This is a genomic window from Novosphingobium sp. BL-S-32 (assembly GCF_056857055.1).
Window position 1 is genome coordinate 1,545,889 of record NZ_CM166477.1, and the last position, 17,284, is coordinate 1,563,172.

The window sequence follows — 17,284 nt, forward strand, 5'->3', positions numbered from 1 at the left end:
CGGACTGGCTTGTCTCCTGGAGACGGATCTCAGAACACCCGCTCGCCGCCGATCCACGTCGCCTGCGGCGCCATGGTGCGGTCGAGGCGGACGAAGTCGGCGGTGCGGCCGGCGGCAATGGTGCCTCGTTCAGAGGCAAGCCCCAGAAACGCGGCAGGCTGCAAGGTGGCCATTTCAACGGCTTGCGCAAGCGAAACACCCGCCATGTCGACGACATTGCGCACCGCATCGGCCATATTCAGCGAAGCGCCCGCCAACGTGCCATCCGCGCCCACGCAGCGCCCTTCCGCCACGGTGATCTCGCGTCCATCCAGTTGGAAGCTCGCAAGATCGGAACCGACGCAGGGCATCGCGTCCGTCACCAGCATGAAGCGGTCGATCGGGCGGCTTGCCAGCGCCACGCGCATCACTGCGGGGTGGACGTGGTATCCGTCCGCGATCAGACCGCACCACGCGGACTGGTTCTCCAGCGCCGCCCCGACCATGCCGGGATTGCGATGGTGCAGCGCGGACATGGCGTTGAACAAGTGGGTCACGCCCGTCACGCCCATGTCGAAGGCGGCGCGTGCCGTCTCGTAGTCGGCATCGGAGTGGCCCATGGCCAGCACGACACCCGCCTCGATCAGCGCGCGCGCCTGATCCGCATCGAGATATTCGGGCGCGATAGTGAAGAGCACGCGGCCCGCGCGGGGCCTGGTGAGCAGTTCGACCAGACTGTCGTCCAGCTTGCGCAGATTGCCTTCGGAATGGATACCCCGGCGCTTGGCGTTGAGTACCGGCCCTTCGACGTGGATGCCGATGCAGCCCTTCACGCCCGAGGACACGGCATCGTCGGTCGCGTCCAGCCCCGCCGCGATCACGTCCGGCGTGGCACTGATCAGCGTGGGCAGCATGGCCGTGGTGCCGAAGCGCGCGTGCGCGGCGGCAATCGTCGCGATGCCCGCAACCGTGGGGCTGTCGTTGAGCAGCACGCCGCCGCCGCCGTTCACCTGCACATCGATGAAGCCCGGCACCAGCCAGCCTCCGTCGAGATCGATGACTTCATCGGCGTCCGCGCCGCTCTCGATGGCGGCGATGCGGCCCTGCTCGACGGTCAGCACGACATCGCGCGCCCATGCGCGGCCAAGATAGACGTTGCCGTTGACGAAGGCAGTTTTCATCAGAGAGTCTCGGTAACCTTGCGCAAGTGCGCGGGCTTGTCGGGATCCAGACCGCGCGCCAGCGAAAGCGCGTTCACTTGCGGATAGAAGGCCTGGATCATGAGCAGTGGCTCCAGCGCGGGATGGCCTGCGAGTGCGGCGAAAGTCTGCGCGCCGACCGGAACCGTGGCATCGAGCAGCGAGACTTGCGCGCCGCGCCCGGCGAACTCGCTGGCGGCTTCGCGCACGCTCTCGCCGCTGGCATCGGAGGTCGCGAAAGCGACGATGGGGAAGCCGCCGTCGATGATCGTCATCGGGCCATGGCGCACTTCGGCGGCGCTATAGGCCTCGGCGTGGAGCGCGCAGGTTTCCTTGAGCTTGAGTGCCCCTTCCTGTGCCACGGCAAAGCCATAGCCGCGTGCGATCACGAAGAGATTGGCGGCATCGGAGAGCCGCTCGACCAGATCGAACGGGGCGATCTTCGCGGCCGCTTCCATCGCTTCGGGCAGACCGTCCATGGCCTTGCCCAGCGCGGCTCCGGGCTCGGTCTCTCCGGTCCAGTGCGCCACCAGCGCGGCAACGCCGGCCAGCGAGGCGATGAAGGACTTGGTGGCCGCAACCGACTTTTCCGGCCCGGCGTGAAGCGGTAGCACCCACTGCGCCAGATCGGCGAGCGGCGCGGTCTCGTCATTCACCAGCGCGACAACGCGGGCTCCGGCGCGGCGATGCGCCTCGACGGCGGCCAGCAGGTCGGGGCTGCGCCCGCTCTGCGAGATCGCCAGCACGAGCACGCGGCCCGGCTGCATCTCGGCGCCAAACACGGAAGAAACGCTGAGCGCAGAGGACGAGACCGGCAGGCCCACCATGGTCTCGATCAGGTACTTGGCATAAGTCGCCGCGTTGTCGGACGATCCGCGCGCGCAAGTAACCACGACCGATGGCGGATTGTCGCGCAGGTCCCGCGCCAGCGCCGCAAGGGCTGCGCGGTTGGCCTCCAGAAACGCCCGCACGGCCTGCGGTGCCTCTGCGGCCTCGCGGGCCATGAGGGAAAGAGGAGGATTTGCGGCGTCGGACTGCATTACGGTGAAATCTCCCTGGCCCGCCTTCCGATCGGCGGGCTATGCACCAATCGGGGACGACCACCTACCAATGTCGATATAAGTTCTATATTGGTATTCACGAACTCAAGGCCATGCGCAATTGGTTTTGCGCATGGCGATCATTTTTCTTGTGCGCCCAGCCTTCCCATTCGTGGCTGTCCGTGCACTTCATGTGCGGTTCTGTTCCTTTCAGGTACCGCTTGCCCGGGCTTCGATCGCCGCCTTTACGCGCGCCACTTCCCGCGCATCCGTCACCATCCGCGCGCCCTTCTGGAAGCCCAGTTGCTCAAGGCGTTCGCCACCATCCGGTACCGCTTGCGCCGTTCGGCAGGAGCCGTGGAACTCCCTGATTCCAGCCGCTCCCAGCACCGGAATCGTTTCGGCGGAAACGCCAGAACCGGCAAGAATCACGATGCGCCCGGCCGCCAGTTCGCCAAGATAGGCCAGCATCCGCGCACCCTCCGCCGCCCGCGCGGCACCGCCGGAGGTCAGGATGCGATCGAAGCCCATCGCCACGGCCTGCTCCAGCCCGTTTTCCATGTCGTCCAGCAAGTCGAACACCCGGTGCAACGTCAGCGAAAGCCGCGCGCCGCGTGCAGCACCGGCGCGCCCGGCATGATCGAGCCACTCGTCCAGAACCGGCAGGTCGAGACCTCCGGCGCTGCCCGCACCGATCACGATTCCCGCCAGTCCGGCCTCGGCCGCCAGATCGATATCATCACGGACTTGCGCCACTTCCCGCGCGTCATAAACGAAATCGCCTTCACGCGGGCGGCACAGCATGTGGACGGGAATCGGCGCCTCGGCAGCCAAACGGACCAGCGAGCGCGGCGGCGTCAAGCCGCCCAGCGCCAGCGCACTGCACAGCTCCACGCGGTCTCCGCCGCCCATGACGGCAGCCGCGATGCCGGCGGCATCCTCCACACAGACCTCGAGCATTTTATCCCCCCCACATACTGCCCCGCCGGCTTTGCAACCGGTGATTCGCGTTATCGCAAATTGGACATACTTTGGCTTACCAGACCAGCGGGTTCAACAGACCGCTCGACGCAGCCGGAGAGCGATGATTTCAAAAATTTCCCCAAATCCCTAGCGATCCGGCGACATTCGGGGATCGAGAAAAATTTCCAGTGGACACAAGGATCTATTTTGGTGACATTGACTGCGAAGATTGGAATGATATTGGCATTGCCGTAAGAAAATTTCAGCGGGCTCGCATTTCGCAAACGGAAACGGTCGAAACGCGGGTCCCGGGTCGGGTCACGAGGAAATTATGATGAAACCTGCGTGCATCAAGCTGCTGGCAACACATGTCAGCTCGCTTGGCCACGCCGAATCCTCGGCGACTGCCCAGTTCAGCTTCTAAGTCCCGTGCAAAGCCGGCAGGTCTCACTCTCCTCCTCCCGAGACCTGCATGCACACGGGCCGGCGCCTGCCTCACGGTTTCGACCGGATAGGCAGGCGCCGTCCTTTTAAGGATTCTTTATCATGACAGCTTTCAGCCGCCGCCGCCTGATGGCCGGTTCCTGCCGCCTTGCGCTGCTCGCCGCCGCCGGTTCGGCCGGCGCGACACGTGCGATGGCAGCCGAAACGACCGATCCCGAGGCTCCGACGAAAGCTGACCCCTTCATCGGTACCGGCGGCGACGGCCACACTTTCCCCGGCGCCACCCTGCCCTTCGGCATGGTTCAGCTCAGTCCGGATACGGACACCGCGCGGTGGGACACCTGCTCTGGCTACCATCATGGCGACGCCTCGATGCTGGGCTTTTCGCACACGCATCTTTCGGGCACCGGCATCGGCGACATGCTGGACGTACTGGTGCAGCCCTGCCGGGGCGACGTGCGGCTCCAGCCCGGCCCGCTGGACCGGCCGGAGGAAGGCTACCGGCTGCGCTACACCGATGAGGTGGCGGAGCCCGGCTACTACCGGGTCCAGTTGGAAAACGGCGTCGCCAGCGAGCTTACCGCCACGCTTCGGACCGGGATCCAACGCCATACCTATCCGGCAGGAGAGGCCGGATCCGGCCATCTGCTGATCGACCTCTCGCACCTCGTGCTGGATTCCTCAGAGGCTCACCCGCTGATCGACGACGCCGAACTCGCGCTGGACGCCGAAGGCACGCTCACCGGGCAGCGCCGGGTCTTCCGCTGGGCTAAGGGGCGGCACATCTACTTCGCGATGCAGTTCTCGCGGCCGCCAAGCCGGGTCGAATTCTTCGGCGATGCGGACGCTCCGCAAGCGCCCGGAACGCAGGGCGTCAAAGGCCGTCGCCTGAAGGCCGCAGTCCATTTCGATGACGCTGCGGCAGCCCCGATCATCGTGCGCACCGCCGTTTCGGCCGTGGATGTCGCAGGCGCCCGCGCCAACCTCGTCGCCGAGGCGCCGCACTTCGATTTCGACGCATACCGGCAAGCTGCGAGCCGCGTCTGGGCCGAGGAACTGGGCCAGATCACCGTGCGCGGCGGCACCGCCGACCAGCGCGCGATCATGACGACGGCGCTCTATCATGCGGCCATCAGCCCGACGCTGTTTTCCGATGTGGACGGCCGCACGATGGGGCTAGACCGCAAGGTCCAGCAGCTCGCGCCGGGACAGACCGCCTACAGCGCCTATTCGCTCTGGGACACCTACCGCGCCGTCCATCCGTTGCAGATCCTGCTGCGGCCAAAGCAGGCGGAACAGTTCGTCGGCGATCTCATTCGCCAGACCCAGCAGAGCCCCTATGGGCCGCCGGTCTGGCCGCTACAGGGCGTGGAAACCGGCTGCATGATCGGCTGGCACTCGGTGCCGGTTCTGGCCGAAGCCATGGCCAAGGGCATTCCGGGCGAGTATTCCGCCGCCTGGCCGGGCATTCGCAAGCGCGCGTTCGACTTTGCCACACCCGCGCAGGACAACGCGCTGGGCATTCCGCTTTACGACGCCAAGGGTTACGTCCCGGCCGACAAGGTTTTCGAGGGCGTAAGCCGCACGCTCGAATATGCCTATGACGACTATGCCGCCGCCCGGATCGCGCGCGCCGCAGGGGCGCTGGACGATGCCAGGCGGCTGGAAGCGCGGGCGGGTAACTGGAAGAACGTGTTCGACACCGCAACGGGTTTCGCGCGCCCGCGCCTTGACGACGGGACCTGGGCGGAACCCTACGACCCCGTTGAGCTTGGCCATTCCGCGAAGTGGCGGGACTTTACCGAGAGCAACGGCTGGCAGGCGACGTTCCTCAACCAGCACGATGTCCACGGCCTTGCCGAAGCGATGGGCGGCCCCGCCGCACTGGAGGCCAAGCTGGACGCCTTCTTCAACGCGCCCTCCGCGCTGCCGAAGAACGCGCCGCCGGACATCAGCGGTATGGTCGGCCAGTACGCGCACGGCAACGAACCGTCGCATCACGTTGCCTATCTCTATGCATGGACCGGCGCGCACTGGAAGACGCAGGGCATGGCCCGCCGCCTGCTTGCCATGATGTACCGCGCCCGGCCGGGCGGCGTGATCGGCAACGACGATTGCGGGCAGATGAGCGCCTGGTACGTTCTCTCCGCGCTCGGGTTCTATCCCGTCGATCCGGTCAGCGGCATCTATATCTTCGGCAGTCCGCTGTTCGAAGAGGCGCGGGTGAAGCTGGGCAACGGCCGCGAACTTGTCGTCAGCGCCCCGGGCAATCGCTCGGACCGGCCCTATTACGGCCGCGTGGAATGGAACGGCAAGGCGTACAGCCGGTGCTGGATCCGCCATGACGAGATCATGCAGGGTGGTCAGCTGACGTTCCACATGCAGACCACACCGGACCTTTCGTTCGGACGCGAATCGCGCAACCGACCGCCGCGTCAGGCCTGAATCGCCCCCTTTTCGGCTGAAAACCTGCCTCCCCGCGAGGGGAGCCAGCCTTGTGGGTCATTCCATTACCCTGACAAGTGAGACCAATTGGCGACAAATATGCAACCTTGGTTGCAAAAATATAGCCCACGGCGAATTTTGGTATTGAATTGATTTAATCCCTATGACAGCTTTGTTGCAGGACACGCTTTGGGAAGGGCATGCCGGTCCAGGAAGGGACCCGGCGTGGCCTTGTCGGCAGGGGAAAAATGGGCATGGGAATTTCGCGTCGCGATACCTTGGGATTTGCCTTGGTCGGCTCGGTCGCCGCTGCAACCGCGCGGGCTGCGCCTGCCGTGAAGGGCACTTCCATGCAGAGCGCCGGCGATCCCGCGCTGGTGATTTCGACATGGGACTTTGGCGCCGCGGCCAACGCGGCGGCCTATAGCACCTGGAAAGCCGGCGGCACGCTGATCGATGCGGTGGAAGCCGGGGCGCGGGTGCCGGAAGCCGATGTCACCAATCATTCGGTCGGCCTTGGCGGCTATCCCGATCGCGATGGTCACGTCACGCTCGACGCGATCATCATGGACGATCGCGGCCATGCCGGCGCCGTTGCCGCTCTCGAAGGCTATGTCCACGCGATCTCCGTCGCCCGTCGCGTGATGGAACGCACGCCGCATACGATGCTGGTGGGCGAAGGCGCAGCGCAGTTCGCCCGCGAGCAAGGTTTCACATCGCAGAACCTGCTGACGCCCGAAGCCGAGGCCGGATGGCGCGAATGGCTGAAGAAGGCGGAATACAAGCCGGTCGCCAATATCGAGAACCAGCGCGGTTCCGCGCTCGATCATGACACCATTGGTATCCTTGCACGCAGCCCGGACGGGCGCCTCGCCGGTGCCTGCACCACGTCCGGCATGGCCTTCAAGTTGCGGGGACGGGTGGGCGACTCTCCCCAGTCCGGTTGCGGACTGCTGGTCGAACCCGGCGTCGGCGCCGCCTCGGCAACGGGCGTGGGCGAGGAAGTGACGCGCATTGCCGGCGCAGCGCGCGTGGTAGGGTCCATGCGCATGGGCCTGTCGGCAATGGCGGCCTGCCGGGAAGCGATCGAGCACATCGTCAAACTGCGGGGAGACGCCGTGAAGGACGCGCAAGTGGCCTTCATCGCCATCGACAAGGACGGCCGGGTCGGCGCCTTCGCGATCCAGCCGGGCTTCACTTACGCCGTCACCGATGCCGCCGGCCGCACGGTCGTACATCCCGCGGGCAGTCTCCGCTCCGCCTGAATTACCTACCGAATTCGAACCTCTGCCTGGCGCCCCCGCGCCGGAAGGGAGGACGAATGCATCCAGTAAAAGTCGTATCAATTCCAGGGAAGAAGATGGGTCAACGAATGAGGAAGATCACGAAGATACTGTTGGCGACGACCTGCATTACGGGTCTCGCCGCTCCGGCGCTGGCGCAGGACAACACGCCCGGCGACGCTGCCGCCGACAACGCGGGCGGTACTCCCGCATCCCCCGCCGGATCCATCGTCGTTACCGGTTCGCGCATCAATCGCCCGAATGCCACGGCCGCCGCACCGATCACGTCCGTCACCAACGACGCGATCCGCGCGCAGGCCGCCGTCAATATCGAGGAAGTTCTCAACCGCATCCCGCAGATCTCGCCGGACAGCCAGCAGAACTACCAGGATTCCGACGGCCGCCAGCGCATCAAGCTGCGCAACCTTGGCTTCGAGCGCACCCTGACCCTGATCGACGGCAAGCGCGTGGGCACCATGAACGGTGTCGATGCCAACATGATCCCCACCTCGCTGATCAAGCGCGTGGACGTGCTGACCGGCGGCGCTTCGGCGGTCTACGGCTCGGACGCCATCGCCGGTGTCGTGAACTTCGTCATGGATGACGATTTCGAAGGCCTCCAGGTCAACGGCAACTACAACTTCTACGCCCACAGCAACAAGCGCACGCTGATTTCGGACGTCGCCAGTCAGTACGGCTTCCAGCAGCCGGCCAGCGGCACCACCACCGACGGCGGCCGCACCGACGTCTCGGTGACCTTCGGCAAGAAGCTGTTCGACAACCGCTTCCACATCAGCGGCTACGTCAACTACCGCGAGGCCGCACTGGTCCCGCTCTCGGCGCGCGAAACCTCCGGCTGCCAGCTGGTCGAAAGCAGCAAGGACGGCCCGCTGGGTTGCACCGTCTCGACCTACACGCCCGACGGCTACGTCTCGCCCCGCACGGGCGCGGCCAGCGGCGAGCAGTACGTCAACAATCCCGACGGATCGCGGACTTTCGTTCCCTACAGCGATGCCGTGGCCGCCAATCCCTATGACGGCTATTCCTTCCAGCGTGCCGACAAGCGCTGGAACGCCGGCGGCTTCACCTCGTTCGAGATCTCCGACGCGGCCGAACTCTACGGCAGCGTGATGTGGTTCCGCGACCGTTCGACGAACCCCTTCCCCGCGCGCGTCTACAGCCCCAGCGCTTATGGCGACGGTTCCTCGTCGTACTACGTGAACTGCAACAATCCGCTGATGTCGGCCTCCCAGGCGCAGACTGTCTGCGGCTCCGCTGCGGGCACTTCCGCGCTCGTGCCGATCGAACTGCGCTATCGCCTCAACAACGTGGCGCCGCTCGACGACGTCTACGTCAACACCGGCCTGCGCGCGACCGCCGGCGTACGCGGCCAGTTCGCGCAAGGGTGGAACTACGACCTCGGCGGCGTTTACGCGCGCAACCGTCAGGACATCACCTGGGGCCAGCCGGACTATGACCGCGTGAACAACGCGCTCAATGTCGTCAACGTCAACGGCCAGCTTCAGTGCGCCAGCGGTTCGGCCGACGGCTGCCTTCCCTTCGACGCCTTCAGCGCCAACTCGGCAATGAACACGCAGTCGCTCTACAACTACCTGATCTCGGGCAACTTCGGCACCAGCACCACGATCAACTCGCTCTACAACGTCGTCGGCACGGTTCAGGGCGATCTGGGCACTTACGGTATCAAGACGCCGTGGGCCGAACAGGGCGTGGCCGTGGCCTTTGGCGCCGAGTTCCGCGAGGACAAGCTGCAGAGCTATGCCGACGACATCTGGCGCGAACAGAACGGCGGATCGGACAGCAACCTTTCGCAGCACGCGTGGGAAGGCAACGTGGAACTTCAGGTTCCGATTGCCGAGCACAAGCCCTTCGCCGACCTGATCCAGTTCAACGGCGCCTATCGTCTGTCCAAGTACAGCTCGAACCCCAGCGTCTTCTCGACCTGGAAGGCCGAGGCGATCTGGGCCCCGATCCCGGACATCACCTTCCGCGGCTCGATCAACCGCGCCCAGCGCGCCCCAACGGTGGTGGAAGCCTATCAGGGCTCCAACATCAGCTACGGCCGCATCGACACGGCCTACAACGACATCTGCGCGCCCACGGTCAGCTACACGACCGGTGCCAACGGTCAGCGCGTTCCGGTCTACGGTGCCCCCGCCGCCTCGCGCGAGGTCTGCAAGGCAACGGGCCTCGCCGATAACCTCTACGGCAGCCCGACCCTGATCTGCCCGACCGACATCGGCTGCACGGTGCGTCACGGCGGCTACACCGTCGATCCCGAAACGGCTTATACCAAGACCTTCGGCGTCGTCCTCAAGCCGTCGTTCATCCGCGGCCTGACCGTCTCGGTCGACCGCTTCCTGATCGATCTCAACGACTCGATCGGCTACAACGACTACGACTACTTCTCGAACGGCTGTCTCCAGACCGGTAGCGAGTTCTTCTGCTCGATGTTCGTGCGCAATGCGGACGGTACGCTTTCGAGCACCCCCAACACGAACCCGGACACCGGCTACATCCGTGGCGGCACGACGAACTACTACAAGAGCAAGTCGCACGGCTGGGACTTCCAGGGCCAGTACAACCTTGGCTTCGGCAAGTACGGCAGCGTTGCGTTCGACTTCTCGGGTTCGCTCACGACCCTGGCCGGCGGGCAGGATTCGCCGATCCTCGCGAAGTACAATTGCGCCGGTTACTACGGCGGTCCTTGCGGGCAGCTGATCCCCAAGTGGACCCACAGCCTTCGCGCCACCTACACGACCGACGACCGCGTCTTCAACGCATCGTTCAACTGGCGCTATGTGGGCCCGCTGACGAACGTGTCGAACTCGGGCGACCCGGCACTCGGCTGGAGCGAGAGCACCGAGCGTGAGACGTTCTACCGCATCGGTGCGCAGAACTACTTCGACCTGGCCCTCACGGTCCGCGTCAACGAGCAGTTCTCGCTGCGCATGTCGGCGAACAACATCTTCGACAAGCTGCCGCCGCTGATCCCCAATTCGTACAGCTACGCATTGTCGCGGAGCAACACTCTGTCGGCCCGTTACGACTCGCTCGGCCGCCAGCTGGCGATCGGCGCGACCGTCAACTTCTGATAAGAGCAATGTGCCGGAACCTCCGAAACGGGGTTCCGGCATTTGCCGTTAGATCGTCTCGAACATCCGAGACGAAGCGCCCCGCCCGGCGCTACAGCCCCTTTTAGGGGCGGGTCTTTCCGGCCAATTCGCCGACGCAGACCTCCCAAACCCATTACATCCCGTGAAAGATAAATCGGCTGGCCGCAGCGCTTGCATTGTGGTGACGGGTCTGATTTACAAGACCTATATAACACCATTCTAATACCGGAGAGTCTGGGTGAATCACTATCGTCGCCGCCTGAATCAAAGCGTCAGAGCGGCCCTCCCCCTCATCCTGGCCGCCACCGCTGCCGCACCGCACGCCAGCGCAATGACGGAATCGCTGCCCGGCATCTTCCCTACCCCGACCTCGATGCAATTGAATGGCGGCACGGTCACGCTCGGCACCTCGGTCGTGTTGGTGCAAGCGGCGAAGACTGATGCCGAAACCGTCGAACTCGTACGGCAGATCTTGAGCAATGCCGGCGTCACCCGCATCCGCACGGCCACGCACGTCCCTGCCCGGCTAGATCAGAGCTATATCGTCATTGGTACCGGCAATTCCGCGATCCTGCGCAGTGCCGTCAGCCGGGGGAAAGCCGCCCTGCCCACGGAAAAGGAAGGCTACACTCTCGCCAGTACGGTTGAAGACGACGGCAACCTGACCGTCCTCGCCGGCTTCGATGGCGACGGCCTGTTCCACGCCGCCCAGTCGCTGCGCCAGTTGGCGAAGCGCGCCAGCTTCCCGGCCGTACGCATTCACGACTTCCCGTCCATGCCGGTGCGCGGAACCATCGAGGGCTTCTACGGCGCCCCGTGGACGATGCAGGACCGTAGCGCGCACCTCGCATTTCTCGGCCGCGCAAAAGCCAATACCTACATCTACAGCCCCAAGGACGATCCCTTCGCGCGCGACAAATGGCGCGACGATTATCCCGCCGCGACACTGAAGCAACTGGGCGAACTGGTGCATCAGGCAGAGCGCAATCACATCGATTTCGTCTATGCGATCTCGCCCGGCCCGTCGGTCTGCTATTCCAGCCCGGCCGATCTTCAAGCGCTGCGCCGCAAGTTCGACGCGATCCGAGGGCTGACCGTGCGAACCTTCTACGTGGCGCTCGACGATATCGAATATACCAAGTGGAACTGCGATGCCGACAAGGAGAAGTTCGGCCCCGCCAGCGACAAGGCTGCTGCGGCAGCGCAGGCCTACCTGCTGAACGCGGTCCAGGCTGATCTCGCCTCCGGTAACGCGGCCGGGCCGTCGCTGATCATGGTGCCGACCGAATATTACAACGCCACGGAATCGCCCTACAAGGCAGGCCTGCGCGAGAAGCTCGATCCCCGGATTATCGTCCAATGGACCGGTACCGATGTCGTGCCGCCCGCGATCTCTATCCCCGACGCCAAGGCCGCGACCAAGGCGTTCGGCCGCAAGACGCTGCTGTGGGACAACTATCCGGTCAACGATTACGCCCAGTCGACGGGCCGGCTGCTGGTCGCCCCTTACGCACGGCGCGAGGCGGGCCTTTCGAGCGAGCTGACCGGCATCGTCGCCAATCCGATGAATCAGGAAGCGCCCAGCCGCGTGGCGGTGATGGGGCTCACCGCCTTCGCCTGGAACGACAAGGCTTATGACGCGGAACTGACCTGGCACGCGGCGGCGCGGGAACTCGCGTCCGATGATCCGCGCACAACGGCGGCGCTGCTCACCTTCTTCGACACGCAGCACCTCGCCCCGACGTTCGGCACCCAGCCCTGGCAACCGCAGGCGCCCAAACTGAAGGCCGTGCTGGACTATGTGCGGGAGGCACTGGCACAAGGCGACGCCGCCGCGCGCAAGGCCGCACTGAAGGATCTCGCGCGTCAGGCGGACGATATTGCCAATGCGCCGGACATCATCCGCGCGGGCGTGGCGGACAAGGGCTTCGTTGCCCAATCGGCGCCGTGGCTCGACGCAATGCAGCGCTGGGGCCGCGCCCTGCAACTGACGGCTGCGGGCCTGAGCGCCGCCGACGAAGGCAGCGGCACGGCACAGCCGTTCTTCGCCGATGCCAAGCGCATGGCGGACGAAGCCGCAGCGATACGGTCAATCCCCGGTGCGACCCGCTTCGAAGGACCGATCAAGATCGCCGACGGCGTACTCGATGTGTTCGTCGCCGACGCGCCCGGCCTGATCGCGACGCCATAATTGCAGCAGGAAGCGCCGCGTCGAAAACGTGGCGCTTCCTGCGAGTGCCCTCTCTCAAGAACGGATTCCAGACGGCACGCGCGAGACGGTGCCGATGGTCGCTGCCACGCCTTCGCCCGACGTTCACCAATTGATGATGCTGATCCGCGTGGCACGTCGCTCTTGCCAGCCGGTGCCACTGAAAACGCGGTGCCTTCAGCATAGACTCGCGCGATCCGGGCAGCGCAATCCTCCTCGTTTGCACCAGCCTCCGGCCAGTGACAGCGTATCGGTTTCGCATGGAGGGTGTCAGCAGTTCCGGGCCACCACGCGACACAATAAGCGCGGTAGCCGGCCCGCAGTTTAGGTCGATCAGATCGGCAATGCCCGGCCCGCCCGTTCGCGTTACCCAGCACACATCGCGCGCCCGCGTACTCGCCGTGTCCAGTCGATCTGCTCCCACGTGTCGGCTTCGGCGGTCGGTCTGCCGCACGCATCGCCATCGCCCAACAGCCGCAATCCGCGGATCTGTTGCCCATTTCCCACAAGTTCGCGCCTGCATCCCGGAAAGATCCCGCACCGCTCCGATTATATTGCGATCAATTCGCATTAGCACTAGTGACCAGCTGCGACTCATTCTCGAAAGGCACACAATGTTTCGAACGACGGTCCGCGGACGGCTTCTTCTGGGAGCGGCCACTGGCATGATGGCGGTTTCCATTCTTCCTGCCTTCGCTCACGCGGCGGCTGCGGAGAACGACGATATCGTCGTCAAGGGCGATCGCCCTGCGACCGTCGCCTCGTCCGGCACCAAGAGCGACACGCCCATCGCCCTGACGCCCCAGTCGATCTCGGTGATCGATTCCGGGACGATCTCCGATCTGGGCATCCAGAACCTCAACCAGGCTCTGCGGTTCGTCGCCGGTGTCACGCCCGAAACGCGCGGTTCCTCGGCCGAAGTCTACGACCAGTTCAAGCTGCGCGGCTTCGATGCGCCGACCTATCTCGACGGTCTGAAGATGTTCGGCAGCGCCACCGGCTATGCGACCCCGCAGGTCGACATGTCGCGGCTCGATCGCATCGAAGTCGTGAAGGGCCCGGCCTCTGCGCTTTACGGTTCGTCCAGCCCGGGCGGCTTCGTCAACATGCAGAGCAAGCTGCCGATTGATCGCGATTTCTACGGCGCGGTCTCGGGGTCCTACGGCAGCTACAATCTCTACCGTGTCGACGGCGACATCGGCGGGAAAATCGGCGAGACCGTGCTGTGGCGCATCAACGGCAGCGTTAATGGCGCAGACTCCCAGCAGGACATCGGCAAGCGCCGCCGCCAGACCGTTTCCGGCGCAGTGACGCTTGGGGCAGGCACTCCGACCACATTCACGGTGCTCGGTGCCTACTCGCACGATCCCTACAACGGCAACTACGGCGTGTTCCCGGCCAGCGGCACGCTGTTCGACAATCCCAACGGCAAGATCTCCACGAAGTTCTACGGCGGCGAGCCGGATGACTTCTTCAAGCGCGAACAGGCTGCCGGAACCTTCATTTTCCGCCACGAATTCGGAGACAACTGGGCGTTCCGCGCCTCCGGCCGCTACCAGTATGTGAAGAGCAGCCTCGGCATCGTCTATACGTCGGGCTCACCGGTTGAGGAGGACGGCACCGTCTACAACCGTGCGTCCTATGCGACGACCGAGCACCTGAACAACTGGACCTTCGACAACCAGCTCAGCGGCAAGTTCAGCACCGGTCCGCTGGAACATAACCTGCTGTTCGGTCTGGACCGGCAGGTCGCGCATTCAAACGAACTCTATGCGTTCGGCTCGGCCAACACGATCGATGCCTACAACCCCGTCTACGGCACGATGCCGACGCCGCGGAATCCCTATGAAGTCCCCGGCTTTGACGCGGACTTCAATTACGATCCGAACAGTCTTGTTGATCCCACCTATGTCGCCACCCGGCAGCGTCAGCAAGGCGTCTACGCGCAGGATCGCATTTCGGTCGGCAAGCTCGACGTTACGCTGAGCGGCCGTCAGGACTGGGCGCGGCTTGAGCAGAGCGGGTCCGTCCAGCACGACCGGAAGTTCACCTGGCGCGCCGCGGCGCTCTACAAGACGGACCTCGGGCTTTCGCCCTATGTCACTTACTCGACCTCGTTCGAACCGCAGTCTGCCATTTTGGACAACGGCGAGCTTGCCAAGCCCTCGCTCGGCAAGCAGATCGAGGCCGGTGCAAAGTACGTGATCCCGGGCACGGACATCCTACTGACAGGCGCCTGGTTCCAGATCAACCAGACCAATGTGGTCGTCTCCAACCCGGTGACTTTCGCCTCGTTCCAGTCGGGCGAAGTGCGTTCGCGCGGGGTCGAGGTCGAGGCCAGCGGCTCGCTGCCTTATGACTTCAACTTCCGCCTCGCGTTCAGCAGCCAGAACGTGAAGGTTCTCAAGGACGTCAATCCCGACAATGTCGGCAAGGGCCTCGCCACCGTTGGCAAGGGCGGCATCAGCGCGAACCTTGCCTGGGAGCCGAGGGCGGGCACGTTCCAGGGCCTCTCCCTCGGCGGCGCGGTTCGCCATGTGGACAAGGTCTATGCGGGCAGCCTCGATGGCGAAACGACTATCTACACGCCCGCATATACCGTGTTCGATGGGCTGATCCGCTATAACCTCGCCAAGGTGAGCCCCAGCCTTTCCGGCGTCACTCTGGGCCTCAACGCCACCAACATCTTCGACAAGAAGTACCTGACCAGCTGCTTTGCGGCTTATAGTTGGTGCTGGTACGGCAACCGCCGGACGGTGCAGGGAACCATCGGCTTCACCTGGTAAGGTCCTACGCGGGGAACGTCTCGAACGGCGTTCCCCGTCAGATTCCGCCGATGCGTTTCCGGGTGATTTCGAGTGGCGATGGCTGCTAGGGGAGCCGACCAAGCAGCATTGGCAATGAGAAGTACGATGGTTGAGCCGGTCCTCTACAGCTTCAGGCGATGCCCTTACGCGATGCGGGCAAGGCTGGCTCTGGCCGTCAGCGCGACCACCTGCGAACTGCGAGAGATCAAGCTTTCGGCGAAACCGGCGGACATGCTCCGCGCCTCCCCGAAAGGCACGGTGCCCGTATTGGTGCAAGCCGATGGCAAAACGATCGAACAGAGCCTCGACATCATGCACGCCGCATTGGGGCGGAACGATCCCGAAAGCTGGCTGGATCGCGGCGATGCCGCCCTGATCGCGATCAACGACGGCCCGTTCAAGCATGATCTCGACCGCTACAAATATCCCGAGCGCCACGACGGCGATTCTTTGGCGCACAGGGCGAGCGGGCTGGAATTCCTGCGTGAAGTGGAAAGCGGGCTGGCATCCAGCCCATTCCTTTGCGGCTCTACGCGCGGTCTCGCGGACGCTGCCATAATCCCGTTCGTCCGGCAATGTGCGGCGGTGGATAGCGGGTGGTTCGAAAGTCAGCCGCTTCCCCATGTACAGCGATGGCTGTCCGACTATCTGGCATCGCCGCTGTTCGCCGCAATCATGCTGCGTGTTCCGGTTTGGTCACCCGGGGCAGCCCCGGTGTTCTTCCCCGCGAGGCAGTAAGGGAACGGTACGGCGCGCGCTCGGCAGGGACCGTCAACCTGAGTAGCGAGCCGATTTGGCAATACATTTACAGGGCCCGTTCGCGTCGTGCCGTCACGCCGCGCAATTCGATTGCTTGCCAGATGAGCAGCGTGGGCAGGCCAATCGCCAGATCGCGGGCGCGTTTGGCAAGGGACAGGGCGAGAGCCGTTTCCGGCGGCAAGCCGAACAGCGGACCTGCAAAAGCATACGCGGCCTCCTGCACTCCAAGCGCTCCCGGAATGACGAAGGCAACGCTGCGCAGCGTGAAAATCAGACTTTCCAGCGCGAGAATGTCCCAGATCGACGCCTGCGTTCCCATCCACCGCAAAGCGAGCCAGGCCCCAATACCGCTGGCTACCCAGGCTGCCAGATTGATGACCAAGGCAAGTGCCACCCGGTCCCTTTGCGCATAGATCCGCGAAAGCTCCGATCGCATACCGGCCATGGCGGTCGATTCCGGCAGGAAGCGAGCGGCAATGGCCGCGGCGAAATCCAGCGCGGTTCGCTGCATGGCGAAGAACAGCAGGATGATCGCGACCATCACGAACGTGCCGCCGAGGATCGCCGGGCGTAATTGAACCGCCGCGCCGTCGCCGATCAGCAGCGAGCCCATCAGCGACAGGCCGAACAGGGTGTAGACCAACTGGCTCGCCATTTCGGTGGTCATGTCCACGACCAGCGAGCCGTGGACGCGGTGGGGGGGCAGCGATGCGGCTGTCAGCGTCCGGGCGCTGACGATCACTCCGCCCAACTGGGAAAACGGCAGCAAGTCGGAAGCAGCCTCGCGCACCATCCGCGCCCAGGCGAACAGCGGAAGAGTCCGCGCCTTCTCACCGGGTGCCGCCGCGAGCCACGCCGCCCCTAGCAAGACGAAGACGCCCAGCGACCAGAAGCAATAGAGCAGGAAACCCGCCAGTCCCATGCGCGCGGCAATGGCCAGCACGTCTCGCAGCCCGGCGGCGCCGATCGTCCACGCGGCAACCGCAAGACCAACTACGGTCGCCAGCAATATGCCGATC

The 17,284-nt window shown here is 64.6% G+C and carries 10 protein-coding genes; 6 read left to right on the forward strand and 4 right to left on the reverse strand.

Annotation, left to right across the window (positions count from 1 at the left end):
- Positions 1 to 29 precede the first annotated feature (29 nt).
- From nagA to AC1VVK_RS23350, 3 genes are all read right to left on the reverse strand, one after another.
- On the reverse strand, positions 30 to 1,160 hold the full coding sequence (gene nagA, locus AC1VVK_RS23340) for an N-acetylglucosamine-6-phosphate deacetylase (protein WP_482905554.1): 1,131 nt from the start codon (positions 1,158 to 1,160) through the stop codon (positions 30 to 32).
- Complete coding sequence (locus AC1VVK_RS23345; RefSeq protein ID WP_482905555.1) at positions 1,160 to 2,218, reverse strand: SIS domain-containing protein; 1,059 nt, start codon at positions 2,216 to 2,218, stop codon at positions 1,160 to 1,162. The genes nagA and AC1VVK_RS23345 overlap by 1 nt, the downstream gene beginning before the upstream one ends.
- 210 nt (positions 2,219 to 2,428) lie before the next feature.
- Positions 2,429 to 3,178: a copper homeostasis protein CutC gene (locus AC1VVK_RS23350; RefSeq protein WP_482905556.1), complete on the reverse strand. Its 750-nt coding sequence runs from the start codon at positions 3,176 to 3,178 to the stop codon at positions 2,429 to 2,431.
- Between the two features lie 549 nt (positions 3,179 to 3,727).
- Here AC1VVK_RS23350 and AC1VVK_RS23355 point away from each other — a divergent pair.
- From AC1VVK_RS23355 to AC1VVK_RS23380, 6 genes are all read left to right on the forward strand, one after another.
- Positions 3,728 to 6,070 (forward strand): GH92 family glycosyl hydrolase, encoded by a 2,343-nt coding sequence (locus tag AC1VVK_RS23355; protein ID WP_482905557.1) that lies wholly within the window; start codon positions 3,728 to 3,730, stop codon positions 6,068 to 6,070.
- Between the two features lie 254 nt (positions 6,071 to 6,324).
- Positions 6,325 to 7,335, forward strand: coding sequence for a glycosylasparaginase (locus AC1VVK_RS23360; protein ID WP_482905558.1), 1,011 nt, complete (start codon positions 6,325 to 6,327; stop codon positions 7,333 to 7,335).
- A 107-nt stretch (positions 7,336 to 7,442) separates the two neighbouring features.
- Positions 7,443 to 10,469: a TonB-dependent receptor domain-containing protein gene (locus AC1VVK_RS23365; RefSeq protein WP_482905559.1), complete on the forward strand. Its 3,027-nt coding sequence runs from the start codon at positions 7,443 to 7,445 to the stop codon at positions 10,467 to 10,469.
- 352 nt (positions 10,470 to 10,821) lie between these two features.
- Positions 10,822 to 12,681: a glycoside hydrolase family 84 protein gene (locus AC1VVK_RS23370; RefSeq protein ID WP_482905560.1), complete on the forward strand. Its 1,860-nt coding sequence runs from the start codon at positions 10,822 to 10,824 to the stop codon at positions 12,679 to 12,681.
- Between the two features lie 683 nt (positions 12,682 to 13,364).
- Positions 13,365 to 15,485 carry a TonB-dependent siderophore receptor gene (locus tag AC1VVK_RS23375; RefSeq protein WP_482905561.1) on the forward strand — a complete coding sequence of 707 codons (2,121 nt, stop codon included), beginning with the start codon at positions 13,365 to 13,367 and terminating at the stop codon, positions 15,483 to 15,485.
- A gap of 126 nt (positions 15,486 to 15,611) precedes the next feature.
- Positions 15,612 to 16,244 (forward strand): glutathione S-transferase, encoded by a 633-nt coding sequence (locus AC1VVK_RS23380; RefSeq protein WP_482905562.1) that lies wholly within the window; start codon positions 15,612 to 15,614, stop codon positions 16,242 to 16,244.
- Between the two features lie 67 nt (positions 16,245 to 16,311).
- On the opposite strand, the gene AC1VVK_RS23385 is transcribed toward AC1VVK_RS23380, so the two are convergent.
- A complete protein-coding gene (locus AC1VVK_RS23385) occupies positions 16,312 to 17,274 on the reverse strand; it encodes a lysylphosphatidylglycerol synthase domain-containing protein (protein WP_482905563.1) in 963 nt (320 codons plus the stop codon).
- Between the last annotated feature and the right edge of the window lie 10 nt (positions 17,275 to 17,284).